The organism is Pararhizobium sp. LjRoot235 (assembly GCF_964254145.1).
In the GTDB taxonomy this organism is placed as follows: domain Bacteria; phylum Pseudomonadota; class Alphaproteobacteria; order Rhizobiales; family Rhizobiaceae; genus Pararhizobium.
On record NZ_CAXUSP020000001.1, the window covers coordinates 3,048,722 to 3,073,161 of the forward strand.

Annotated in this window: 25 protein-coding genes; 13 read left to right on the forward strand and 12 right to left on the reverse strand. The window is 61.1% G+C overall.

Features of this window, described 5'->3' with window-relative positions:
- The first annotated feature begins 230 nt into the window (after positions 1 to 230).
- Positions 231 to 536, forward strand: a complete 306-nt coding sequence (locus ACSQ2Z_RS14880) for a hypothetical protein (RefSeq protein WP_436081891.1) — start codon at positions 231 to 233, stop codon at positions 534 to 536.
- Positions 537 to 802: 266 nt separating this feature from the next.
- Here ACSQ2Z_RS14880 and ACSQ2Z_RS14885 read toward each other — a convergent pair whose 3' ends face one another.
- The 7 genes from ACSQ2Z_RS14885 to ACSQ2Z_RS14915 all read right to left on the reverse strand — a co-directional run bounded on the left by ACSQ2Z_RS14885 (position 803) and on the right by ACSQ2Z_RS14915 (position 5,436).
- The gene (locus tag ACSQ2Z_RS14885) at positions 803 to 1,069 is read right to left on the reverse strand and encodes a DUF1488 domain-containing protein (protein ID WP_436081892.1); all 267 of its coding nucleotides are present in this window, start codon (positions 1,067 to 1,069) and stop codon (positions 803 to 805) included.
- 130 nt (positions 1,070 to 1,199) lie between these two features.
- Positions 1,200 to 1,526, reverse strand: a complete 327-nt coding sequence (locus ACSQ2Z_RS14890) for a hypothetical protein (protein ID WP_436081893.1) — start codon at positions 1,524 to 1,526, stop codon at positions 1,200 to 1,202.
- Positions 1,527 to 1,791: 265 nt separating this feature from the next.
- Positions 1,792 to 2,517, reverse strand: a complete 726-nt coding sequence (locus ACSQ2Z_RS14895) for an amino acid ABC transporter ATP-binding protein (RefSeq protein WP_436081894.1) — start codon at positions 2,515 to 2,517, stop codon at positions 1,792 to 1,794.
- Positions 2,495 to 3,154: an amino acid ABC transporter permease gene (locus ACSQ2Z_RS14900; RefSeq protein ID WP_436081895.1), complete on the reverse strand. Its 660-nt coding sequence runs from the start codon at positions 3,152 to 3,154 to the stop codon at positions 2,495 to 2,497. Before ACSQ2Z_RS14900 ends, ACSQ2Z_RS14895 begins: the two co-directional genes overlap by 23 nt.
- A complete protein-coding gene (locus ACSQ2Z_RS14905; RefSeq protein WP_436081896.1) occupies positions 3,151 to 3,822 on the reverse strand; it encodes an amino acid ABC transporter permease in 672 nt (223 codons plus the stop codon). The genes ACSQ2Z_RS14900 and ACSQ2Z_RS14905 overlap by 4 nt, the downstream gene beginning before the upstream one ends.
- A 72-nt stretch (positions 3,823 to 3,894) precedes the next feature.
- Positions 3,895 to 4,650, reverse strand: coding sequence for a transporter substrate-binding domain-containing protein (locus tag ACSQ2Z_RS14910; RefSeq protein WP_436083085.1), 756 nt, complete (start codon positions 4,648 to 4,650; stop codon positions 3,895 to 3,897).
- A gap of 51 nt (positions 4,651 to 4,701) precedes the next feature.
- Positions 4,702 to 5,436, reverse strand: coding sequence for a GntR family transcriptional regulator (locus ACSQ2Z_RS14915; protein WP_436081897.1), 735 nt, complete (start codon positions 5,434 to 5,436; stop codon positions 4,702 to 4,704).
- Positions 5,437 to 6,287: 851 nt separating this feature from the next.
- Between ACSQ2Z_RS14915 and hemB the strand changes: the two genes are divergently transcribed.
- The 7 genes from hemB (at position 6,288) to ACSQ2Z_RS14950 (ending at position 10,999) form a co-directional block, all read left to right on the forward strand.
- Complete coding sequence (gene hemB, locus ACSQ2Z_RS14920; protein WP_436081898.1) at positions 6,288 to 7,304, forward strand: porphobilinogen synthase; 1,017 nt, start codon at positions 6,288 to 6,290, stop codon at positions 7,302 to 7,304.
- Between the two features lie 44 nt (positions 7,305 to 7,348).
- A complete protein-coding gene (locus ACSQ2Z_RS14925; protein WP_436081899.1) occupies positions 7,349 to 7,924 on the forward strand; it encodes a class I SAM-dependent methyltransferase in 576 nt (191 codons plus the stop codon).
- Between the two features lie 90 nt (positions 7,925 to 8,014).
- Entirely contained in the window at positions 8,015 to 8,479 is a 465-nt protein-coding gene (locus tag ACSQ2Z_RS14930; RefSeq protein ID WP_436081900.1) for an RDD family protein, read from the forward strand.
- A 176-nt stretch (positions 8,480 to 8,655) separates the two neighbouring features.
- Positions 8,656 to 9,426 carry an arginyltransferase gene (locus ACSQ2Z_RS14935; RefSeq protein ID WP_436081901.1) on the forward strand — a complete coding sequence of 257 codons (771 nt, stop codon included), beginning with the start codon at positions 8,656 to 8,658 and terminating at the stop codon, positions 9,424 to 9,426.
- Positions 9,427 to 9,429: 3 nt separating this feature from the next.
- Positions 9,430 to 10,326: a DMT family transporter gene (locus ACSQ2Z_RS14940; protein ID WP_436081902.1), complete on the forward strand. Its 897-nt coding sequence runs from the start codon at positions 9,430 to 9,432 to the stop codon at positions 10,324 to 10,326.
- Between the two features lie 65 nt (positions 10,327 to 10,391).
- On the forward strand, positions 10,392 to 10,613 hold the full coding sequence (locus ACSQ2Z_RS14945; RefSeq protein ID WP_436081903.1) for an AbrB/MazE/SpoVT family DNA-binding domain-containing protein: 222 nt from the start codon (positions 10,392 to 10,394) through the stop codon (positions 10,611 to 10,613).
- Positions 10,610 to 10,999, forward strand: coding sequence for a type II toxin-antitoxin system death-on-curing family toxin (locus tag ACSQ2Z_RS14950; protein WP_436081904.1), 390 nt, complete (start codon positions 10,610 to 10,612; stop codon positions 10,997 to 10,999). Before ACSQ2Z_RS14945 ends, ACSQ2Z_RS14950 begins: the two co-directional genes overlap by 4 nt.
- Before the next feature lie 14 nt (positions 11,000 to 11,013).
- On the opposite strand, the gene parC is transcribed toward ACSQ2Z_RS14950, so the two are convergent.
- Positions 11,014 to 13,290 carry a DNA topoisomerase IV subunit A gene (gene parC / locus ACSQ2Z_RS14955; RefSeq protein WP_436081905.1) on the reverse strand — a complete coding sequence of 759 codons (2,277 nt, stop codon included), beginning with the start codon at positions 13,288 to 13,290 and terminating at the stop codon, positions 11,014 to 11,016.
- A 258-nt stretch (positions 13,291 to 13,548) separates the two neighbouring features.
- On the opposite strand from parC, the gene ACSQ2Z_RS14960 reads away from it, so the two are divergent.
- Positions 13,549 to 14,742, forward strand: a complete 1,194-nt coding sequence (locus tag ACSQ2Z_RS14960; protein ID WP_436081906.1) for a hypothetical protein — start codon at positions 13,549 to 13,551, stop codon at positions 14,740 to 14,742.
- Between the two features lie 56 nt (positions 14,743 to 14,798).
- On the opposite strand, the gene ACSQ2Z_RS14965 is transcribed toward ACSQ2Z_RS14960, so the two are convergent.
- The 3 genes from ACSQ2Z_RS14965 to aspS form a co-directional block, all read right to left on the reverse strand.
- A complete protein-coding gene (locus ACSQ2Z_RS14965; RefSeq protein WP_436081907.1) occupies positions 14,799 to 15,116 on the reverse strand; it encodes a DUF1236 domain-containing protein in 318 nt (105 codons plus the stop codon).
- Positions 15,117 to 15,252: 136 nt separating this feature from the next.
- Positions 15,253 to 15,417: an inner membrane CreD family protein gene (locus ACSQ2Z_RS14970; RefSeq protein WP_436083086.1), complete on the reverse strand. Its 165-nt coding sequence runs from the start codon at positions 15,415 to 15,417 to the stop codon at positions 15,253 to 15,255.
- A 96-nt stretch (positions 15,418 to 15,513) separates the two neighbouring features.
- The gene (gene aspS, locus ACSQ2Z_RS14975; protein WP_436081908.1) at positions 15,514 to 17,304 is read right to left on the reverse strand and encodes an aspartate--tRNA ligase; all 1,791 of its coding nucleotides are present in this window, start codon (positions 17,302 to 17,304) and stop codon (positions 15,514 to 15,516) included.
- Positions 17,305 to 17,599: 295 nt separating this feature from the next.
- Between aspS and ACSQ2Z_RS14980 the strand changes: the two genes are divergently transcribed.
- The 4 genes from ACSQ2Z_RS14980 to ACSQ2Z_RS14995 all read left to right on the forward strand — a co-directional run bounded on the left by ACSQ2Z_RS14980 (position 17,600) and on the right by ACSQ2Z_RS14995 (position 22,821).
- Positions 17,600 to 18,838: an MFS transporter gene (locus ACSQ2Z_RS14980; protein ID WP_436081909.1), complete on the forward strand. Its 1,239-nt coding sequence runs from the start codon at positions 17,600 to 17,602 to the stop codon at positions 18,836 to 18,838.
- Positions 18,839 to 18,929: 91 nt separating this feature from the next.
- Positions 18,930 to 20,330: a multicopper oxidase family protein gene (locus ACSQ2Z_RS14985; RefSeq protein ID WP_436081910.1), complete on the forward strand. Its 1,401-nt coding sequence runs from the start codon at positions 18,930 to 18,932 to the stop codon at positions 20,328 to 20,330.
- Positions 20,331 to 20,413: 83 nt separating this feature from the next.
- The gene (gene rnd / locus ACSQ2Z_RS14990) at positions 20,414 to 21,559 is read left to right on the forward strand and encodes a ribonuclease D (RefSeq protein WP_436081911.1); all 1,146 of its coding nucleotides are present in this window, start codon (positions 20,414 to 20,416) and stop codon (positions 21,557 to 21,559) included.
- Between the two features lie 191 nt (positions 21,560 to 21,750).
- Complete coding sequence (locus ACSQ2Z_RS14995) at positions 21,751 to 22,821, forward strand: adenylate/guanylate cyclase domain-containing protein (RefSeq protein WP_436081912.1); 1,071 nt, start codon at positions 21,751 to 21,753, stop codon at positions 22,819 to 22,821.
- A gap of 89 nt (positions 22,822 to 22,910) precedes the next feature.
- Here ACSQ2Z_RS14995 and ppx read toward each other — a convergent pair whose 3' ends face one another.
- The gene (ppx, locus tag ACSQ2Z_RS15000; RefSeq protein ID WP_436081913.1) at positions 22,911 to 24,431 is read right to left on the reverse strand and encodes an exopolyphosphatase; all 1,521 of its coding nucleotides are present in this window, start codon (positions 24,429 to 24,431) and stop codon (positions 22,911 to 22,913) included.
- Positions 24,432 to 24,440 lie beyond the last annotated feature (9 nt).

A 24,440-nucleotide genomic window follows, 5' to 3' on the forward strand; every position in this document is an offset into this window, starting at 1 on the left:
GGGTCGAGCACATTGGTGGTAGCAAGGATGCGCCGCAAGCGCCGCAAGCCGCCCAACAAAAGCTATGCTGATCACTGCCGACTGTAGCTGCTTGGATGTGGGCGTTCATGTTCATGGCCGACCTCTCCCCTTTTCCGGATGCGTCTACGTCTAAAAGAGAGGCGCGCTTTGGAAGATTTGCAGGTAATTATTGACTGTAAACAACGCGACAGCAACGCGATGAGACGATCATGGGGAAGGCCCTTGCCGTGAGCGAAAGCGACATGTCGAAATGGGATGTCGACCTCGAGAACAAACTGAAAGCCTACACCCTCCTCGAATGGGGCACGGCCACCGCGGACCCGTACCATGTCATCATGCGGGTCGGCTACGCCATCTCCAAGAGGGAATGGGATCAGTACCGGGACACGGAACTTTCGCCCCATCAGCTTCAGGTGGCAATGTCTCCGGCCGCGGCCAAGGAACTCGGAGCCCATCTGATCCGCTACGCCAAAAAACTGGAAAAACAGGTTCCAGCCAAACGTATGCAAAACTAGCGTCAGTCATGAATAATTCCTGATGCGCGACCGTCATGCTTTCAGCCCTGGGCAGGGTTAGAGGCCGCCGTGTGTTTTGCGTGGTAAAGGGAACGGCGGCCTCGCTATCTTCTCCACAGAAAGTCGAAGCTATGTGCCCGCACAACAGATCTCGAGCCTGTCGGGCTTTCACAGTATCAGAAGCCATGGCGCGGCGGGTGCGCGCGCTGCCAGACGGATGTTTTCTAGGGGATGCGCGCGAATGAGCATACGCCCGTTGCGCGAGACTATCTGAAGTTCGACAAATCCAGAAGCACCATGGCTTGCCGCTTCGCGTTGTATGCACGTTTCGCAACGTCCAGGATTTTGGGACGCATCTTGTCGAAAGCGTCGAGATAGTCCCGCTCCGCCGCGGTCCGTAAAACCAGTCCTTTGGCGAGAACGTCGGCGGTCACGAAGAATTTGACCTCGAACATGCCGTCGTAGCCGGTAAACCGGACACGCATTTTGGCTTCGTCATAACTGCGGGCACTATTGGGAAACGACAGAGTCATTACGCACTTTCGATTTGCATGAGGCACAAGCAATTACTGCATGGCGAAATAGGCGACGAATATCAGGGACAAGACCAATGACGACTTGATCAGGAACAGCGCCACCGCAGGCGCGACCGGTAAGCCGGACTTAAACATCTTCGGGTCCCACCCCGTCCTGTTCTTTCGCCTGAAGAGGTGCACTTCGCCCGTTCTTCCAAGTGTAGACTGCGATTCCCGCCTGCGAGACACAAGGCGCGTTCATATCCGAGAACGGCTGGTCCGCACCGCTCCCTATGCCATGCAGGTTCTTGATCCTCACGGAAAGTCTGAACCGGTTGTGCAGAAAATAGATCAGTTCCGAGCGCCCGGCCAACGTCGCAGCCGGCGGCTTCAAGTCGACGCCACAATGGCGGCCCCGGTCAATGGATCTCAGATCTATGGAATCGACAAAATCTTGCTGGATGGTGGAAGACACGACGTCCTCCTTTGATTGAGGCTAGGGTATGAGGGCCCTCAAGCGGCAGCGCCCGCATAAAATGCTGCCGAAGCGCGAAACATGCGCTAATTGCAGCCTCCATACAAGACAATTATATCGCGTATCATTTGCACATGCACCGGATCGGTGCCGAACAGAGAGCGCAGGTTCGCTGGCATCACCCTCTTCCCGGCCGGGGAGACGGTGATCTCCCGGCCCATGCCTCGCCCGCCTCGGACGCTGCGAACCACCCCAGTCCCGCGCCTCAATGCACGCCCAGAAACTGCTGCAGTTCCGGTGTCTTCGGATTGGCGAAGACCTCGTCCGGCGGGCCGATCTCGTGCACCCGCCCCTGGTGCATGAAGACGACCCGCGAGCAGACGTCGCGGGCAAACTTCATTTCGTGCGTCACCATCAGAAGCGTCATGCCTTCCGCGGCAAGCTCCCGAACGACCGCGAGCACCTCCGACACCAGTTCGGGATCAAGCGCCGAGGTGATTTCGTCGCAGAGAAGGGCGATCGGCTGCATGGCGAGCGCCCGGGCGATCGCGACGCGTTGCTGCTGGCCGCCGGAAAGCTCGTCCGGATAGGCGTCGAACTTGTGCGCCAGCCCGACGCGATCGAGCATCTTGCGCGCCATCGCCTCGGCTTCCGCCTTGCCGGTCTTCTTGACGACGGACTGGGAGAGGATGACGTTGCCGCCGACCGTCAGATGCGGGAAGAGATTGAACTGCTGGAAGATCATCCCGACCTTCAGCCTGAGCGCCTTCAGGTGCACCTCGTCGTCGATGAGCTGCGCACCGGCAACGGAGATCGAGCCTTGCGTGATCGTCTCCAGTCCGTTGATGCAGCGAAGCAGCGTCGACTTGCCCGAACCGCTCTTGCCGATGATGGCGATCACCTCGCCGGGCTCGACGTTAAGATTGATGCCCTTGAGAACCTCGTTGGTCCCGTAGCTTTTGCGGACCTCAGTGATTTCGATGAGCGACATTGAGCTTCCTTTCGAGAATTTGGCTGCTCTTGGACAAGGGCCAGCAGAGCGCGAAATAGATGAGGGCGACAAGGCCGTAGACGGTGAAGGGCTGGAAGGTGGCATTGGTGACGACAGTGCCGGCCTTCGACAGTTCGACGAAACCGATGATCGAGGTCAGCGCCGTTCCCTTGACGACCTGCACCGAGAAGCCGACGGTCGGCGGCACGGCGATCTTCAGCGCCTGCGGCAGGATGACGTAGCGCATCTGCTGCAACCGCCCCATGCCGAGGCTGGCAGACGCCTCCCATTGCCCCCTAACGATGGATTCCACGCAGCCCCGCCAGATTTCGGCGAGAAACGATGCCGTCCACAGGATGAGCGCCAGACCCGCGGCAAGCCAGGCCGGCACGTCGATGCCGAAGAGCCCCAGGCCGAAAAAGGCGATGAAGAGCTGCATCAGGAGTGGCGTTCCCTGAAACAGCTCGATGTAAGATTTGGCGAAGGCACGCGCTGCCTTGCGCTTGCTGATGCGCAGGAAAAGCAGGAGCAGCCCGACCGCCCCGCCCCCGATGAAGGAGACGAGTGACAAAAGGATGGTCCAGCGCGTCGCCAGCAGGAGATTGCGCAGGATGTCCCATGTGGAAAATTCGATCATTGCGCCGCCCTTCGGGGAAAGATGAAGCCGCCCAGGACGGCCAGTGTCTGGCGCAGCAGGACGGCAAGGCAGAGATAGATGAGGGTCGAAACCATATAGGCCTCGAAGGCCCGGAAGGTCCGCGACTGGATAAAATTGGCGGCAAAGGTCAGGTCCTCCGCCGCGATCTGCGACACCACCGACGAGCCGAGCATGACGATGACCACCTGCGAGGATAAGGCCGGCCAGATCCGCTGCAGCGAGGGCACCAGCACGACATGGCGGAAGGTCTCGAAGCGGCTCATGGCAAGGCTGGCACCGGCCTCGAACTGGCCCTTCGGCGTCGCCTGGATGCCGGCGCGGATGATCTCGCAGCTATAGGCGCCGAGATTGACCACCATTGCGATGTTGGCGGCCGTCAGTTCGCCAAGTTGCAGGCCGAGCGACGGCAGGCCGAAGAAGATGAAGAAAAGCTGGATCAGGAACGGCGTGTTGCGGATCATCTCGACATAGGTGGCGACGATCGGCTTCAGCCAGGCCGGTCCCAGCGCCCGCGCCCAGGCACAGAAGATGCCCAGCGATATTCCGAGCACCGCGCCAACGGCAATCAGCTGGAGGGTTATCAGAACGCCCTTGACGATCTCAGGATAATATTGGGCTAACCAGCCGAATTCAAAAACATAGTTCAAGTTGTGCCCCTCTTCGTCTTCAACGGCGGTTTCGCCATCCCGCTACGTGCGGGATGGCGACCATCAATCCGGTCAGAGGTCGGCCGGAAGATCGGCGCCGAGCCATTTCTGGGAGATGCCGTTGAGCGTGCCGTCCGTCTTGGCGGCGGCGATGACGCCGTTGACCTTTTCGAGCAGCGCCGCCTCGTTCTTGTTCATGCCGATGTAGCAGGGAGAGTTCTTGATCAGGAACTTCAGCTCCGGGCGCTTCGGCGGGTTCTTGGCAAGGATGGCGGCCGCAACGACGTTACCGGTCGCGACGACGTCCACCTGACCGGAGAGGAAGGCGGAGATCGTTCCGTTGTTGTCCTCGTAGCGCTTGATCGTCGCATCGGAGGGAGCGATCTTGGTCAGTTCCAGATCCTCGACAGCACCGCGCGTGACGCCGATGGTCTTGCCGGAAAGCTCCTCTACCTTCGTCACGGTAACATCGGCAGGCGCGAAGACGCCGTTGAAGAACGGGGCGTACGAAGTGGAGAAGTCGATCACCGCTTCGCGTTCGGCATTCTTGCCGAGGCTTGAAATCACCAGATCGACCTTGTTGGTCTGCAGGTAGGGAATGCGGTTGGCGCTGGTGACTGGCACGAGTTCGGTCTTCACGCCGAGCTTTTCGGCAATGAGGTTTGCCATGTCGATGTCGTAGCCCATCGGCGCCATGTCGGTGCCGACGCTGCCGAAGGGCGGGAAATCCTGCGGCACGGCGACGCGGATCGTGCCGCGCGCGGTGATGTCGGCAAGCGCATCGGCGCGGGAGGCCGATGCCGTGACAAAGATGGCGGCAACGGCCATCGCCGCGACGGCGAGATGTTTGGTGAATGTCATGCTGTTCTCCTTTGACAATTATTTCTTCTGGGATGAGACGGCCGCCACTTTCGAGTTCGCGGCCGCGGGTGGAAGGGAAAGCGAGGTGCGCAGTTCCGACAGCGGATCGCGGCGCGACGTCAGGTCGAGACCTTCCTCGACCTCCTCGAGATGCGAGATGCTGAGTTCGGCGGCTTTCGTGAAGTCGCCGACCTCCAAGGCGTCGACGATCGCGCAGTGGCCGAGATGGGACTGCATGGCGTGGAAATCCGACTGGTAGAGCAGGGAAATCAGGATGGTCCGCGCCGTCAGGTCGCGCAGGATGTCGATGAGCACCGTATTGCCGCTCAACTCCGCCAGCCGAATATGGAAATCGCCCATCAGGCAGGTGAGACGCTGCTTGTCGCCGGCGGCAATCGCCTCCTTTTCCTCGGCGAGATGCGCGTGCAGTTTCGCTCGCCCGGCCTCCGTCAATTCGCTCATCGAGCGAAGCAGGCCGGATTCGATGACACGCCGGGCGGCGTACACCGTCATGGCTTCGCCAGCCGAGGGTTCGGCCACGAACCAGCCGCGGCGAGGGCTGACATGGACGATGGCGCGGGTTTCAAGCCGCATCATCGCCTCCCGCACCCGCGTGCGCGAGACGCCGAAAACCGTTGCAAGCTGGTTCTCGCTGAGGCGCGTGCCGGGTTTGATGCGGGCCGAAAGGATACCGGAGACAATGGACCGCTCGATATCGTCCTGCGCCGTCTGTGCTGTATGTAAATCTTGCATACCAGACAGGAGAGCAAGCTGCGTGCCAAATTTCAGAAAGGTGCCGAGTCAGGCACTTAGTGTCTTATCGCCATGAGCATGGTGAAAAATGCGGCAGGGGATCATTGATGTGGCGTTTTTTGCTGCATGACGAGCGATGCGGCGCACACCAAGCCCCTCACCTGCAATTTCTAACACTTAGCTGCGCTAAATGTTGAAATTGCTTCCTCTTCCACAAGGGGAGAGGTAATCCGCGGCATCCTCTCGCTTAAAACGGGGAGGACAGTCTGCCGCAAGGGCGCGGCACGCGCTACCTCTCCCCCAGTGGGAGAGGACACAAAATCAACATCTTAGCCAAAGGCTAAGTGTTAGATTTTGTTGGTGAGGGGATCTCCGCCATGCGCTCAATATCCCCGTCCCAAAAACCTCTGCCATAATCCCCCCGTCCCGCCCTCGGATACGCTGCCAGCCGTGGCAGCCGGCGGGGCCGGCGCCGGTTTCGAGGAAAGGACGGAAGTCCTTGCGATCGGGGTTCGCAAGAAGGTTCCCCTCCGCAGGCTGATGCTGCTGCGGGCGTGCGATGCACAGAGGGCCGACGAGGCCGTAGCGGAACGCGTTTGCGGACAAAAACCGCCGAACGGGGCGCTGAGAGGTGTCACTTTTTACTATCCAAACGAGGCAGCTTTCAGCGCCCCGTCCGAACTGCTCCTTCACGCCCACGGCGGTTTTTCCGCGCGTGGAGGAAGGCGCTTGCGGCAACCGCACCTCGCGCGTGAGGGGAGAGCAAACGTGCCGCACCTCAATCATTTTCCTTTGCCCGCCCCGCATGATAAACCGCCACCACGCACACGAACGGACCGAAAGACGACGACATGACCGACAAGACCAACCCTGTTGACCTCATCACCGGCCACCGGCGCATGCGCCGCAACCGCAAGGCCGACTGGACGCGCCGGATGGTGCAGGAGAACCGGCTGACGGCCGATGATCTGATCTGGCCGATCTTCGTCGTTCCCGGCTCCGGCATCGTCGTGCCAATCGAGGCGATGCCCGGCGTCAACCGCATGAGCATCGACAAGGCCGTCGAGGCAGCAAAGGAAGCCGCCGATCTCGGCATTCCGGCCCTCGCCACCTTTCCCAATATCGAGATGCGGCTGCGCGACGAAACCGGCTCCAACAGCCTTGCGGCCAACAATCTGATCAACGAGACGACGCGGGCGATCAAAAAAGCCGTGCCGAACATCGGCGTCATCACCGACGTGGCGCTCGATCCGTTCACCAGCCACGGCCATGACGGCATCCTGCGCAACGGCGAGATCGTCAACGACGAGACGGTTGCGCAGATCGCCAGGGCCGCCGTCGTGCAGGCCGAGGCCGGCGCCGACATCATCGCCCCCTCCGACATGATGGACGGCCGCGTCGGGGCCATCCGCCGGGCACTCGATGCGGCAGGCCACCAGAATGTCGGCATCATGTCCTATGCTACAAAATTCGCCTCCGCCTTCTACGGCCCCTATCGCGAGGCGATCGGCACCGGCGGCCTGCTCAAGGGCGACAAGAAGACCTACTACATCGACCCCGCCAACGGCACCGAGGCGATGCGCGACGCCGCCCTCGATGTCGAGGAAGGCGCCGACATGCTGATGGTCAAGCCCGGCCTGCCCTATCTCGACATCTGCTGGCGCATGAAGGAAAGTTTCGGCCTGCCGGTCTTCGCCTACCAGGTCTCCGGCGAGTACACGATGATCAAGGCGGCTGCCGCCAACGGCTGGATCGATGGCGAACGCGTCATGCTGGAAACCCTGCTCGCCTTCAAGCGCGCCGGCTGCGACGGTATCCTCAGCTATTTTGCCATGGACGTGGCGCGAATTCTGGCGAAGCGGCCTTGACGCCGTTTGGAAGCGACACAGGGGATAGCCTGGACGTCGAGACCTTGAACTTTTACGCCGCTGAAGCGGAAACCTATTCGCTGCATGCACGCGGAGCGACGAGCAAACGCCTCGACCCCTTCCTTGCGACGCTGCCTGCCGGCGCGAAAATTCTCGAACTGGGATGCGGCGGCGGACAGGACAGCCTTGTTATGCTGACGCGCGGTTTCGACGTTACATCAACCGACGGTTCGCCGGAAATGGCACGGCAGGCGGAACGATTGCTCGGGCGACCGGTCACCGTTCTTCCGTTTGATCAGCTGGAACAGGCCGACATATATCAGGGTATCTGGGCGAATGCCTGTCTGCTGCATGTCCCGCGCCCGAAACTCGCCCTTGTGCTCGCCCGCATTCATCGCGCCCTCAAGCCAGGCGGTGTCTTCTACGCCAGTTTCAAGGCTGGGGCGGCGGAAGGACGTGACCGGTTTCAGCGCTACTACAACTATCCATCGCGCGAGTGGCTGATGTCACAATATACACCGCTCGTTTGGATGAGCGTTGAAATCGACGAGAACAGCGGTGGCGGTTACGACGGCGAGACAACGGCATGGCTGCACGTAACTGCAGTCCGTTCGGCATGAGCCGGCCGCTTGCGCCTCTATTTTCCCCCGCTATTTGCATTTTTCGCCCGCCCTCCCCATATCGGTGCCTGTTGACGATGGAGAACGGCCATGACTGTGCAGGATGAAAATTTGCGAATCCCGAGCAATGACTGGCGGGCCTATCAGGGCGTTTTGAGCCGCCGCGTCATCGCTTTCGTGATCGACTATGCGATCGTCGCACTCCTGTGGATCCCGGCCGCCGTCGTCGTTTTCTTCCTCGGCATCCTGACGCTCGGCCTCGGCTTCTTGCTCTATCCGGTGCTCTTCGCCGGTCTCGCCATGCTCTATTTCGGCCTGACCGTCGGCGGCCCGAAACAGGCCTCGCCCGGCATGAACTTGATGGGCATCGCCATTGCCCGAACAGACGGCCGGCCGATGGATTTTCTGACCGCCATCGTGCATCTGGTGATCTTCTGGATCGCCAACGCGCTGCTCACCCCGCTGGTCCTGCTGATCGGCCTCTTCACCGACCGCGGCCGCCTGCTGCACGACCTTCTGATCGGCACGGTGACGGTCCGCCGCGACATTTATTGATTCGCCCGCCGGCAGGGCGGCAAGGGTTCTGCCCTGCCCTCGCCGCGGCGAAAACAGCCGAAAACACAGATTTAGCGCAGAGCGACACGACGTTCAAAAAGTCGCGATTGACCTTTTTCAATCTTGCGCCATGCTGATGTTTTCGAAGCGGCCCTGAAGAGCGATCTCCGCAGCATATGAACACGCAAACTGCACCGTCTCCACAGTTCTACCTGACCGCACCGGCGACCTGCCCCTATCTGCCGCACGAGATGGAGCGGAAAGTGTTTACCCACATGGTGGGCGAACGGGCACCCGAGCTCAATGACCTCCTGACGCAAGGCGGCTTCCGCCGGTCACAGAACATCGCCTACCGGCCGGCTTGCGAAACCTGCCGGGCCTGTATCTCGGTGCGCATCATCGCCAGCGAATTTTCCCCCAGCCGCTCGATGCGGCGCATCCTTGCCCTCAACAGTGATCTGGTTTCGACCGAATATCCGGCCGAGCCCTCCGGCGAGCAGTACAACCTGTTCCGCCGCTATCTCGACCACCGCCACCAGAAGGGCGGCATGTCGGACATGTCCGTCCTCGATTACGCGATGATGGTGGAGGATACGCATGTCAACACCAAGATCATCGAGTACCGCCTGAAGGTCGAAGGCGACGGCATCGGCAAGGCCAAGGGGCCACTGATCGCAGCCGCCCTCACCGACAAGATGGCTGACGGCATGTCGATGGTCTATTCCTATTTCGACCCGGACCTATCGCACCGCTCGCTCGGCACATACATGATCCTCGACCATATCCGAAAGGCGCAGGAGCGCGGCCTGCCGCATGTCTATCTCGGCTACTGGGTCAAGGGGTCGCGCAAGATGGACTACAAGACAAAGTTTTTGCCGCAGGAACACCTTATGGCCCGCGGCTGGGAGCGCTATACAGCCGAGAGCGCAGCCACCGTACAGGACTGAATCTTGAACCAGACCATCGATGCCATCCACCATCGCCGTGGCCTTCTCATCACCGGGCTGGGCGGCCTTGCCCTCTCCTTCGACATTCCGCTGATCCGTTCCTCGGACGGAGAAGTCTGGTCGCTGCTCGCCGTCCGCAGCCTCTGCACCTTCGTGGTGGCGCTTCTGGCCTGGGTCGTGCTCAACCGGTTTCTCGGGCGGAAAATCGCGCTGCTGCCGGGCAAGTCGGGACTGGCGGCCGGCCTGTTCTACGGCCTGGGCTCCTTCACCTTTTTGCTTTCCGTTTTCAACACCGCAACCGCCAATGTCGTCTTCATCGTCGCCTTCACCTCGATGTTCGCCGCCGTGCTGTCCTGGATCTTCCTGAAGGAACGGCCATCCAACGCGACCTTGGTGACGATGGCTATCATGGTGTTCGGTGTCGGGCTGATCGTCCTGGACGGTTTGCAGAGCGGCGGCGTCTTCGGCGATGCCATGGCTGTCTGCTCGGCCTTGCTGCTCGCCTCGGCCATCACCGTCAGTCGCGCCAGCGGCAAAGACATGGGACTGGTGCCGCTCGCAACCGCCATCTTCCCCTGCATCCTCGGCTACCTCCTGTCGCCAGCCGAAGGCCTCGCAATCGCCCATCCCGGCTGGATCATGTTCGACGGGCTGGTCATGATCCCGCTCGCCTTCTTCTGCCTCGCCACCGGCCCGCGCTACCTGTCGGCTCCTGAAGTCGGCATGTTCTACCTGCTCGAAACCATCCTCGCCCCGATCTGGATCGGGCTCGTCTTCAGCGAAGTCCCAACCAGCCAGACACTGGCCGGCGGTGCGATCCTGATCCTCGCGCTAGTCGGGCATTCGGTGTGGCAGATGCGGCAACGATCCGCATCAGGCGTTGCGCCGCCCATACATTAAGAGATCGCATTGTAGAACTGTCTGGCTGATGTTATAACACCTGTTATAACATCAGGAGTTCACACATGAACGTGACCATTCGAAAGATCGGCAACTCCGAAGGCGTGATCATTCCGAAAGAGGTTCTTGACCGGTTGGGCTTGAAGGCCGGGGATGAACTCAGCCTCCAGGAGGTCAACAACGGCATGCAACTGGTCGTACAGCAAGCAGATTTGACCGAGCAGGTAAAAGCCGCTCGCGTGGGCATGGAAAAGTACCGCGTCGCCCTTCGTGAACTCGCGAAATGACATCACCAAAATGGTTGACGCGCGAAGCCGTGGAGATCATGCACCGGGAGCAACTTGCTGAACATGGCGGCCTCCCCGGTCTGAAGGACGAAAACGCGCTTGAGGCTGCCCTCGCGCGACCGCTGAACAAGGCTGCCTATGGCGAAAATGAACTCTTTGTTCTTGCTGCCGCTTACCTATACGGCATCGTTCGCAACCATCCGTTCTCAGATGGGAATAAACGGACGGGCTTTCTTGCCGCGTTCACCTTCCTGCTGATCAACGGATATCTGATCGAGGCCCAGCAGGCGTCGATCATCGCATTTGTGCTCGGCGTTGCCGCGGGTGAAATCGATGAAGACGGCACAGCGCGGTTTCTCCGAGATGTTTCGGTTAAACTGGCTTAGTTCTGCGCGCCCAATTACCCCGTAAACTTCCCGCTCCTCGGAAAGCCCTTCGGCACCGTCCTACCCGCAGACGCGCGGTCGCCCAGCCATTCGATCAATTCGTCCCTGGTCTTAACGAAACTGCGGCCGGCGCTGTCGGCCCAGGTCAGGCCGTCAGCGATGGCGAAGCAGCGGATGTCGCAGACGCCGCCGTCTTTGTAGCGCTGCAGCCGCACGCCCTTGCCGCGTCCCATTTCCGGAATCTGCGCGAGCGGGAAGACCAGCATCTTGCGGTTCTCGCCGACAACAGCAACGTGATCGCCCTTGACCGGGATGACGAGCTTTGCCTCGTCCGGCATGGCGACGTTCATGATCTGCTTGCCCTTGCGAGTGTTGGCGACCATGTCGGCCTCCGGCACAACGAAACCGTTGCCGGCCGCCGACGAGATCAGCAGCTTGCGGGCGGGGTCATGCACGAAGGCCGTGAGCACGTCCTGGTCGTTTTCCATGTCGACGATGATGCGCAGCGGCTCGCCATGGCCGCGCCCGCCCGGCAATTTGTCGCCGCCCAGCGTATAGGCCTTGCCGCCGGTGGTGACGACGAGGATGCGGTCGGTGGTAGAGGCCGTGAACGACAGCTTCAGGCCGTCGCCTTCCTTGAACTGCAAGGTCGACACATCGGAGATGTGGCCCTTCAGCGCCCGGATCCAGCCCTTCTCGGAGATGACGACGGTGATCGGCTCCTTCTCGATCATCGCCTGCTGGATCGCTTCCAAATCGGCTTCCGGTGCGTTCGAGAACAGCGTGCGGCGGCGGCCGATCTCGGTGGCCTTGGCGAATTTCTTCTTCACCTCGCCGATTTCCCAGGCGACGGTCTGCCACTGTTTGTCGTCGGAGGCGAGCAGCGCCTCGATTTCCGCCTTCTCCTTCGACAAGGCATCGAATTCGGTGCGGATCTCGAATTCCTCGAGCTTGCGCAAAGAGCGCAGCCGCATGTTGAGGATCGATTCGGCCTGCAGGTCGGTGAGCGTGAAGCGCTCGATCAGGGCGGGCTTCGGTTCATCCTCCTCGCGGATGATGCGAATGACTTCGTCGAGATTGAGATAGGCAATGAGATAGCCGCCCAAAATTTCGAGCCGGCGGTCGATGGCGGCGAGCCGGAAGCGCGAACGGCGCAGCAAGACTTCGCGGCGATGGTCCAGCCATTCGAGCAGGACCTCGTTCAGCGCCATCACCTTGGGCACGCGGCCCATCGACAGGACGTTCATGTTGAGCGGAATGCGGTTTTCGAGCTCCGACAGCTTGAACAGCGATTCCATCAGGATCGTCGGGTCGACCGAACGGCTCTTCGGCACCAGCACAAGGCGGATATCCTCGGCCGATTCGTCGCGCACGTCTTCGAGGAGCGGCAGCTTGCGGGCCAAAAGAAGCTCGGCAATCTTCTCGATCAGCCGCGACTTCTGCACCTGGAAGGGGATTTCGGTGACGATGATCTGATAGCCGCCGCGGCCGGTATCCTCGACCTCCCATTTGGACCGGACGCGGAAACCGCCGCGACCGGTCTTGTAGGCTTCGATGATGCTCTCACGGCTGTCGATGATGATGCCGCCGGTCGGAAGGTCGGGGCCTTCGATCCCGCCCCGTTCGGGGTTGTTCGGATCGAACATCAGGTCTTCGATGGTCGCATCCGGTTTCTTGATCAGGTGCAGCGCCGCATCGCAGAGTTCATGCGCGTTGTGCGGCGGAATGGACGTTGCCATGCCGACGGCAATGCCGGAGGCGCCATTCGCCAAAAGGTTCGGGAAGGCGCCCGGCAGAACAACGGGCTCCTGATCTTCCTCGTTGTAGGTCGGGCGGAAATCGCACGCGTCCTGGTCGATGCCTTCGAGAAGCAGGCTCGCCACGTCGGTCATGCGTGCTTCGGTGTAGCGGTATGCGGCGGCGCTGTCGCCGTCGATATTGCCGAAGTTGCCCTGCCCGTCGACGATCGGATAACGCTGCGAGAAGTCCTGCGCCAGGCGCACCAGTGCATCATAGACCGACTGGTCGCCATGCGGGTGGAACTTACCGATGACGTCACCGACGATGCGGGCGCACTTCTTGAACGACGAGTTGGAGCGCAGCCCCATTTCGCTCATCGCATGGACAATGCGGCGATGCACCGGCTTCAGGCCGTCGCGAACATCCGGCAGCGCGCGATGCATGATGGTCGACAGCGCATAGGCAAGGTAGCGCTCTTCCAGCGCCGCCTTGAGGTCAACAGGCAGAATGTGATCGTCTCCGCCCGACGGCGGCAAAAGGCTTTGTCCCATGCTTTGTTGCTACCTCAAGAAACCCGCAACAGCAAGGATTGCAGGGCATTGCGCTGTGGAGAACCCGCGTTTTGGCACCCTCGATTTACGTCGTTTCATCAACAACGGGACGCGATGATGCAAATGTCACAGGTCGCTTTTCAGCCGGAAATTGAACCCGTCGCCAAAACATGACGTAGTTGTGCAATTCGAATATATTTCGGCCTCAATCCGTATTAGGAATGCTTTCGAAATTAAATTACAACAAGGACCCTCCTCATGATGCCTACCCGCAACCTCCGTCTGATGCTGGCAAGCGCCGCTTTTATCGGCCTTTCCGGTCCGGCCTTCGCGCTCGACGGCGCGGATCTCGTCACCAAGCTGAATGCCTCCTATGCGCTCAAGGGCGGGAACGTCGCCTATGAGAACGTCTCAGTCGATGGCACGACGGTGACGCTGACCGGTGTCAGTGTCAAATCGACAGCGGCCCCAGGCAAGGACTTCAAGGTTGGCGACGTCACGCTCGAGGGCGTCGAGGAAACCGACGGCGGCGGCTACTATGTCGAGACCGTGACCCTTCCTGATGTCGACATCAAGGAAGACGACGCAGCGATAACGGCCAAGGACATTACCATCGGCGGCCTTTCCATCCCCGGCAATCCGTCAGGCGGCACCATCAACGATATCGCGCTTTACGAAACCGCAGGCACTGGCCCGGTCACCGTCACCGTCAAGGGCAAGCAGGTTTTCTCGATGGAGGAATCCGAAGCCAATCTGACGAAGCAGGAAAGTGACGCCGGCTTCGACTTCGACGCGACGTTCTCGGGCATCAAGGCCGATCTTTCCGAAGTCGAGGACGCCAAAGCCAGGGACGCCATCGAGAAACTCGGCCTGAAGACGCTCGACGGCGAAATGACGATGAAAGGCAGCTGGGAAATCGCCAGCGGCAATGTCTCGCTCGAGGAATATGCCTTCGACTTCGCCAACGTCGGCCGGCTTGCCCTTGCCTTCGATATTTCCGGCTACACGCTCGACTTCGTGAAGGCCATGCAGGAGGCGATGAAGGCGCAGGAGGCCAATCCGAACAAGGAAGAAGCCAATCAGGCGATGGGCCTTGCGATGATGGGTCTCGCCCAGCAGCTGACATTCAAAAGCGCCTCGATCCGCTTCGACGACGCGACGATCACCAAGCGCGTTCTCGATTATATCGGCTCCCAGCAGGGCGTTTCCGGCGATCAGTTGGCGCAGTCGCTGAAGGGCATGGTGCCGCTGATGATGGCGCAGCTCAACGTACCGGAACTGCAGAACCAGGTCTCGACCGCCGTCAACAGCTATCTTGACGCGCCGAAGAGCCTGACGATCAGCGCAGAGCCGGAAAATCCGGTTCCCTTCCCGATGATCGTCGGCGCAGCCATGGGTGCTCCGAACACGGTGCCGAGCGTGCTCGGCGTCAAGGTGACGGCGAACGACTGATAGTTTCAAAAGCCCCGGCCGTTGATCAGCGGCCGGGGCTTTTGATTGCGAACTGATTATTCCAGAACTTGAATGACCATGCGATTTTGCGGATTGACGATCACGCGCCGTTCGTTAACGACGGTATAGGCATAATCGGGGTGCCCATCGACCAGATGAAGCTGGATCGTGTCCGGCAAAGGCTGCCCGACGACGATGGCACCCTCATAGGCGACGGACGGAACCTGACGCTCCAGGACATAGGTGCGAACCTCGCCGGGAAGCTCGACCGTGGTCGAACTGGTGACGCCAGGATCGACGACCACAGCCTGGGGAAAGGCCGGCGCCGTGAGCGCCATGAAGACCGCAGAGACGGCCAGAACTGTCTTGTGCATGCTCTTTCTCCTTGCTCTTACCCGTCAACAACAGCCCGGCCGGGAGAAAGTTCCAATTTTTGGGCACTCGGGGGTTCCCCGTTGGGCAACGAAAAACCCGGCGGGAGCCGCCGGGTCTGTTTCTGCAAGGGTGCTCTCAGGCCCTTCTTGTCGCCCCGGACCAGTCGACCTTGCGCGTCGAGAACATGATTGCAGCAATCGTCACAAAAGAGATCAGCGCACCAGCAAGCAGCGCATATTCGTCTTCGCGCAGGATCAGATACATGACTGCATAGCTTGAGGCTGATTGCGCGCGGAATATCGCCGCTTTAAGGGGCTCCTTTCAGGCGAATTGCAGATGCAAAAAAACCCGGCATTCGCATGCCGGGTTCGATGGAATTCGTCAGTGAAAAGACGCTCAGTCCTTCTTCGTCGTCGGGATGACCCGCAGCGCGAGTTCGCGCAACTGCGCAGGCGTTGCCGGGCTCGGGGCGCCCATCAGAAGGTCCTGGGCCTGCTGGTTCATCGGGAACAGCGTGACTTCGCGCAGGTTCTTGGCGCCGACGAGCAGCATGATGACGCGGTCGATGCCTGCAGCCATGCCGCCATGCGGCGGGGCGCCGTACTGGAAGGCGCGGTAGAGACCGCCGAACTGTTGCTCGACATCCGACTGGCTGAGGCCAACCATTTCGAAGGCCCTAACCATCAGGTCCGGCGACTGGTTACGGATCGAACCGGAGGCGATTTCGAAGCCGTTGCAGACCAGATCGTACTGGTAGGCCTTGATCGACAGCGGGTCTTCGCCGGCGAGCGCTTCCAGACCACCCTGCGGCATCGAGAAGGGGTTGTGGGCAAAGTCGATCTTCTTTTCTTCTTCGTTCCATTCGAAGAAGGGGAAGTCGACGATCCAGCACAGTTCGAACCGGTCGCGGTCGACGAGATCCAGTTCCTCGCCGGCGCGGGTGCGAGCTTCGCCGGCGAACTTGTAGAACTTGGCGGGGTCGCCCGCGACGAAGAAGCAGGCGTCGCCATCATCGAGGCCGAGCTGGGTGCGGATCGCATCGGTGCGCTCCTCGCCGATGTTCTTGGCCAGCGGGCCGGCACCTTCGAGCTTCTCGCCTTCCTTGCGCCAGAAGATATAGCCCAGCCCCGGCTGGCCGGTCGATTGCGCCCAGGCGTTCATGCGGTCGCAGAAGGCGCGCGAACCGCCGGTCTTGGCCGGGATCGCCCAGACCTCGACCTTCGGGTTCGACGCGATCATGTTGGCGAACACCTTGAAGCCGGAGCCGGCGAAATGCTCGGTGACGGCCTGCATCTCGATCGGGTTGCGCAGGTCCGGCTTGTCGGAGCCGTAGGTGCGGACCGCCGTCTCGTGGGGAATGCGGCGGAAAGTCTGCGTCACCGGCTTGCCTTCGGAGAACTGCTCGAAGACGCCGCGCAGGACCGGCTCCATCGTGCTCCAGACGTCTTCCTGGGTGACGAAGCTCATTTCCAGGTCAAGCTGGTAGAATTCGCCCGGCAGGCGGTCGGCGCGCGGGTCTTCGTCGCGGAAGCACGGCGCGATCTGGAAATAACGGTCGAAACCGGCAACCATCAGCAGCTGCTTGTACTGCTGCGGCGCCTGCGGCAGGGCGAAGAACTTGCCTTCATGGATGCGGGAAGGCACCAGGAAGTCGCGCGCACCTTCCGGCGAGGAGGCGGTCAGGATCGGCGTCGAATATTCGGCAAAGCCGATCTCGTTCATGCGGCGGCGCATGTCGGCGATGATCTGGGTGCGCTTGACGATGTTTTTGTGCAGCGTCTCGCGGCGCAGGTCAAGGAAGCGGTATTTCAGGCGCACGTCCTCGGGGTATTCCGGCTCGCCGAAAACTGGAAGCGGCAGTTCTTTTGCCGCGGAGAGGACTTCGATCTCCTGGGCATAAAGCTCGATCTCGCCGGTTGCCATGTGCTTGTTGACGGTGTCGTCCGAGCGCGCCTTGACGAGACCGTCGACGCGGATGACCCACTCGCCGCGTACGGTTTCCGCCGCCTTGAAGGCCGGGCTGTCGGGATCGACGACGATCTGCGTCATGCCGTAGTGATCGCGAAGGTCGATGAACAGCAGGCCGCCATGGTCACGGACGCGGTGAACCCAGCCGGACAGGCGGACGGTCTGGCCGACATCGGATTTGCTGAGAGCGGCACAAGTGTGGCTGCGGTAAGGGTGCATCATATTATCCTGGAACCAAGGGTGGCGCGCAGCCACGCCAAAGCGCGCTGCGGCAGCGTCAAAATCGGGCGGAAAAGCGCATGGTGAGGCCGATTTGTCAAGGCCGGGGGACCGATGACCGGGGTTGCCGGGAGGATGCGGCTGCTGTTCGGCGCCGATCGAACATTGAAATCGCCCATCCATAGGGGAAGCTGAACGGACCATCAATTATCGTGACTGTTTTTGACGGCGCGGGCCGTTTAAGGATGATCCTCGGCACGCAGGCATAGAGTCGCGTCCTCCGGATGATTTCTTAATGTCCCAGATTCGCCCGCTCATCCCCCTCCTGATCACCGCTGGCATTCTGATCGGCGGCAACGGGTTGCAGGGAACGTATATTTCTTTGCGGGCCCTGCATGAGGGCTTTTCGACCTCGCTGATCGGCCTTGTCGGCACTGGCTACAATATCGGCTTTGCCATCGGCTGCATCTATGTGACACGCATCCTGCGTTCCATAGGCCATATCCGGACGTTTTCGGCGATGGCCGCCATCGCATCCGCAGCCTCCATTGCCATGGTCCTCTTGATCGATCCGTGGTTCTGGTTCCTGATGCGGCTGGTTGCCGGCATCTGTTTTGCCAGCCTGTTCGCCACCGTCGAAAGCTGGCTGAACGCGCGCGTGACGAATTCCAACCGCGCCCGCACGCTCTCGATTTACCGCCTGGTCGATCTCGGCTCGGTCACCGCGGCGCAATATCTGATCCCGACCGTCGGCATCGAAGGCTTCCAGCTTTTTGCCATCGTCTCCATGGCGCTAACTTTGTCGCTGGTACCGATCGCCTTTGCCGACCGCTCCAGCCCCGGCGCACCGGCGGCGATCAAGTTCGACATCAAGGCGCTCTGGAACATCTCGCCGCTCGCAACGATCGGCTGCATCGTGGTGGGTCTCACCAACTCGACCTTCCGTTCGCTTGGACCGATCTATGCCGAGGGCATCGGCCTGTCGATCACCGCGATTGCCACCTTCATGAGCGTCGGCATCATCGGCGGCGTCGTGCTGCAATATCCGCTGGGGCTCTATTCCGACCGGCTGGACCGGCGGCTGATCATTCTCTTCGCCACCTTCGGCTCGCTCATCGCCGGTCTCTACCTCGCCTTCTTCGCCGGCAGCGACGAGTGGCTGAATTTCATCGGCATCTTCGTCTTCGGCGCCTTCGCCATGCCGCTCTATTCGCTCTGTTCGGCCCATGCCAACGACCACGCCAACGAAGGCCAGCATGCGCTGGTATCTGCGGGTATGCTGTTCTTTTGGTCGTGCGGCGCTGTTGTCGGCCCGCTGTTTGCCTCCTTCATGCTGGATATTTTCGGGCCGCAGGCACTGTTCATCTATACCGCCGCGGTGCTTGCCGCCTTCATGCTCTACACGCTGCAGCGCATGACGGCGCGCGGCGCGGTGCCGGCCGGGGCGCGCCGCATGCGCTTCCGCAATCTGTTGCGCACCTCCTCCTTCTTCAACAAGCTCGCGGCAGCACCCGGGGAAAAGAAGGACGCCTAAGCACTGCGGCAAGATGCCGGCGCTTTGCAATTGCTGAATGATGCCGTCAAGTTTAAGAAGCGTAAGCATCCCAACTGCCGGAACCTTCCTCATGCCAGTCATCAGCCGCCGCAAGCTTCTCAAGGGATCAGCCGCCGCAGCCGCCTCCTTCTCGCTCGGCGCCGGCCTTGCGGCCAGAAGCGGTGCCGCCGCCCCCTCACCGCTTCTGCTCAGGGCGCAGCTCATTGATGCAAAGCTTGCGACGGACGGCATCACGCCAAAGGTGATGACCTACGGGACAGACCAGGCCGCCACAGGCATGCCGCCGGTCATCAGGATGAGGAAAGGTGAACCCTTTGCCGCCCGGCTGGTGAACGGCCTTGACGAGCCGACGACGATCCATTGGCACGGCCTGCGCATCGTCAATGCGATGGACGGCGTTCCGGAGATGACGCAACCTTACGTCTATCCAGGCGACGGCTTCGACTATGCCTTCACGCCGCCGGACGCCGGGATCTTCTGGTACCATCCGCATTGCAACACGCTGACCCAGATGGGCCATGGCCTCACCGGTGTCATCGTCGTCGAAAACCCCTCCGATCCGGTCTTCGACGCCGAAATCGTACTCAATCTGCGCGACTGGCGATTGGGCAATGGCGGCGCATTCCTCGCTCCGTTCAAACCCCGCGACGCGGCGCGCGGCGGCACCTATGGCACGATCCGCACGGCCAACTGGCAGCAAGAGCCCGCCTACGACGCGCCGTCCGGCGGCCTTGTGCGGGTTCGGCTGGCGGCGACCGATGTCACGCGCATCTACACGCTGGGAGCGGATGGTGCAGCAGCTGTGGTCATCGCACTTGACGGCAACCCGGTTGAGACGCCCTTCCCCCTCGACCGCCTGGATTTCGGCCCCGGGCAGCGCGTCGAGCTGATCCTGCGCATGCCGGACACGGAGGGCACAGTGGTCAGGCTCGGCAATTTCCGCGGCTCCCATCCCTGGACGATCGCGACTGTGCGGGCGACCGGCGCCTCGCTGAAACGCGATATCGGCGATGTCAAACCGCTTGCCGCCAATCCGATCGCCGAAGCCGATCTGTCGACCGCCGAACGCATTCCTCTCGATTTCACCGCAACGGCCGAACATGCGCCGGCGCCAAGCATCTGCGGCACGCTCGGCTATACCTTCTGGGCAATCAACAAGGTGCCGTGGCCGGGCGATACGCTCGATCCGGTGGCACCGCTTTCGGAGCTGAAGCTTGGCAGGAGCTATGTGCTGCAGGTCAGGAACCGCACGCCGCATGCGCATCCGATCCACCTGCATGGCCTCAGCTTCCGTATCCTCAGTTCGAACAAGCGCACGATGCTGCCGCCCCCGACAGACACCATCCTTTTGCTTCCAGACGAGCAGGCCGAACTCGGTTTCGTCGCCGACAACCTTGGAGACTGGCTCCTGCATTGCCATATCATCGAGCATCAGAAGACCGGAATGTCGGGATATTTCCGTATCGCTTGAGCTTTTGCCATTGTGACAGATAGCGCGAAGCGATACATCGGATGAGTTTATAGCCTCATTTCCGCCATAGTGATTGAAGTTTGATGATCGAGACAACCGCCGAACTCGCCGCCGCCTGCGAAACGCTGGCTCAGGGGCAGTACCTGACAATCGATACGGAATTTCTCCGCGAAACGACCTTCTGGCCGCAGTTGTGCCTGATCCAGATGGCCGGACCGGACATCGCCGTCATCGTCGATCCGATGGCGAAAGACATCGATCTTGCGCCATTCTTCGAATTGATGGCCGATACCAGCGTGATCAAGGTGTTTCACGCCGCGCGCCAGGACATCGAAATCATCTACAACCTCGGCCAGCTGATCCCGCATCCGATCTTCGATACGCAGGTCGCCGCTATGGTCTGCGGCTTTGGCGACAGCGTTTCCTACGACCAGCTCGTCAGCCGCATCAAGGGCGTGCATATCGACAAGTCCTCGCGCTTCACCGACTGGAGCCGGCGGCCGTTGTCGGACAAGCAGCTCGATTATGCGCTGGCCGACGTCACCCATCTGCGCGAGATTTACCTGCATCTGAAGGAAGAGCTTGAGCGCGAAGGCCGCTCGCTCTGGCTGACCGAGGAGATGGCGATCCTCGAAGCCAAGGAAACCTACGACATCCACCCGGACGATGCCTGGCAGCGGCTGAAGATGCGGCTGAAGAAGCCACAGGAACTCGCCGTCTTGCAAAAGGTCGCCGCCTGGCGCGAGCGCGAGGCGCGCAGCCGTAACGTCCCGCGCGGCCGCATCCTCAAGGATGACGGCCTCTACGAGATCGCCCAGCAGCAGCCCAAGGACACGGAAGCCCTGTCGCGCCTGCGCACGATCCCCAAGGGCTGGGAGCGTTCGGCAGCGGGCACAGCCATTCTCGAGGCCGTCAACGCCGCGCTCGAACTGCCGAAATCGGAAATGCCGAAGCTGCCGCGTCAGAACCAGTCGCAGGAAGGAGCCGCTGCCGCCAGCGAAATGCTCAAGGTACTGCTCAAGCTGATTGCGGAAAAGCAGGGTGTCGCCGCCAAGATCATCGCCAATTCCGACGATCTGGAGCGCATCGCCTCCGAAGGCCCGAAGGCCGATGTCGGCGCGCTTAAGGGCTGGCGCCGCGAGTTGTTCGGCGATACCGCGCTCAAGCTGATCAATGGCGAAGTCGCGCTGCGTTTCATCGACCGCAAGATCGAGGCCGTCGAGCTTTAAGCTCTCAACCATCAGGGGTGCGCCTTCGCAACCCTTGATGATCTTGTCAACCAGCTTCTTGTCGGCAGGAATGGCGATGCCGGCGACCGTGACGTCATCCGACCCATTTCGATAAGAAGATTACGCGAATTTTCTTGACCATACGTCCCCAAGTGGAACAATGGCGTCTCCTGCCACGGCAAACCGGGATCATGAGAGAAATATCTCCCACAGAGAACTGGCTGGTGATAACGCTCGGCATGGCGCTGAGCGGTGTGCTCTACAGCCTGGTGGCCTATCCCGGCGAACCGGTGATCATCGGCGCGATTTTCGCGATGTTCATGGGCGTACCTCTCATCGCCTTCGAGCGGCGCTTGCTGTTTCGCCCGCTGAGCCGGTGGATCGAGCGGCTTCCAACGCCCGTCTTCATCGTCTCGGCGCTGGTGATCTATGAAGTTCTGATGAGCGCCGGCTTTGCGCTGGCCGCCCTGTTGCTGTGGCCGCTGGGCCTCCTCAATTCGAAATCGCTGGCCGAAGCCATCGTCATGCCGTTCCACGTGTTCCTCTATGCGCTTGCCGTCTGCTCGCTGATCGTCTTCATTCTGCGCGTCCGCGATCTGCTCGGCCATGATGTTTTTACGAGCATGCTGATCAGCCGTTACCGCACACCGGTGAAGGAGGAGCGCGTCTTCCTGTTCATCGATCTCGCCGATTCGACTTCCTTTGCCGAGAAGCATGGGGATCTGCGCGCGCAGCAATTCCTGAAAGCGCTGTTTGCGGCCTTTGCGGAGCCGGTCCGGCGCCACAAGGGCGCGATCGACGACTATATCGGCGACGCTGCGATCGTTACCTGGCCATTGGAAAAAGGCGTGAAACATGCACGCTGCGTGCGCTGCATCTTCGACATCCTTGACGATATCGAAGCCGATGCGGAAGCCTGGCGCAAGCGGTTTGGCCAGGTGCCACGGCTGCGGGCCGCCCTTCATGGCGGATCGATCATCACGGCGGAAATCGGCGTACACCACCACAAGATCGCCTATTTTGGCGATACGGTGAACACGACGGCGCGGCTGGAATCGCTGTGCAAGACGCTGAACAGGCCGGTGCTGATCTCGGCCGAGCTTGCGGAAAGGATCAAGCTTCCGCGCACGGTCGCGATCGAGGATCTCGGCAGCCACGCGGTCAAGGGGCGTGGCCAGACGCTCGGCGTCATGGCGCTGAAATCACAGGCCAAGGTCGCGGCCGCCGTGGAGACGTTCGATCTGCGGATTCCGGCCGAATAGCATTTTGCAACGAAGTTGAACCAGCAATATTCGCCTGGGCCACCGTCTCATCTCCGGGAAGCCGCCTAACCTACAATCGGATTCCCTGCCTATTCGAACCGAAACGCGATCCGCCTGCCTGTCAGCCTGGCAAGCTGCTGCAGCCGGCCGTCGAGGCGCTCGCCGGTAAATTCCGAATAGGCGGAGGGCACGACGAATTCGAGATCGAGGTCCGGGGCCATGGACGGGCGGATATCGAGATTGCGAACGATGCCCGGCATTGAGGCCGACAACAGGTAGACGACCCTGAGCAGGCCGCCCAGAAGCTTGGCGAGTTCCAGCAGGCGCGGCGTGGCGATCGCCGCCAGGGGTTCGGTGGCGCCGTCGTCGTTGAGGCCTTCGAAACGATAGTAGTTGGCAAGCGCGATATAGGCGCGGCCAGCATGGGTGATACCGGCGAAGGTACTGTGGGCGATGATGTTGAGCGCCTGCAGTCCGCGGTAGTCGGGATGGGCGCGCCAACTGATATCGGCGAGCAGGCAGGCGGCCTGGCGGTAACGCCCCTCTTCCTCGGTCTCGGTGATGCCGAAATGCGGCACCATCTTGCCGCTCCAATCGGCAAGCTCGCGCGCATGCTCGGGCGAGCGGGCACGCAGGATGGCGATTTCGCCGGCCGCCGTCAGCAGCGGATCATGGGCGCGCATGGTTTCCGACAGCAGCGAAAACAGATAGCCCTCGCGAACGCCGAGCGCTGAAAACGAGATGCGTGCCGGCTTCATCTGCGCGATCGCTTCCTGCATGGCAACGGCGCCGAAGGGCAGGAGGGCACGGCGGGTTTTCGAGATGCTCGCATATGCCGGAGACCTGGTGTCCTTCGGCTCGATCACCTCGGGCAGGAAGGCAATGGCTTCCCCATAGGAGATCTCGTACCCCTGCATCATGTTCAGCGGATAATTGCGCATCTCCATATGCAGCTTGGCGATCGAGCGCCAGGTGCCACCAACGGCGTAGAAAGTGCGGCCGGCAACGTTCCGCAGCACCTGCGCGCCCTTCATGTAGCGGCGCACATGGCTGCGCGCCTTGACGATCGATCCTTCGGCGTGTTCCGACAGTCGGATGCCGCCGAGTGGCAGGGTGATGCCCTTGCCGACCTTGGTGCCGACGACATCGACAAGCTCCAGCGAACCGCCGCCGAGATCGCCGACGACGCCGTCCGGATCGTGATAGCCGCTGATGATGCCCATCGCGGAGAAATAGGCTTCTTCCTCGCCGGTCAGCACGCGAATCTTCTGGCCGAGTATGATCTCCGCCCGGCGGATGAAATCCGGGCCGTTCGAGGCATCGCGGGCGGCGGCTGTGGCGAGCACGAAAACGGTGGAGGCGCGCGCCTGGGTGGACAGAGCCCTGAAGCGATGCAGCGCCTTCAGTGCCCGCTCGACGCTCACGGCGTCCATGCGTCCGGTCGCGTCGATGCCCTTGCCGAGGCCGCACATGACTTTTTCGTTGAACAGCACTGCGGGGGAGCGGCTCAGCCCCTCATAGATCACCAGTCGAATCGAGTTCGACCCGATATCCATGACGGAGACCGGGGCAATTCCAGGCAAACGCCCCTGGGCTTCAGATTCTACCATGCAAATCCA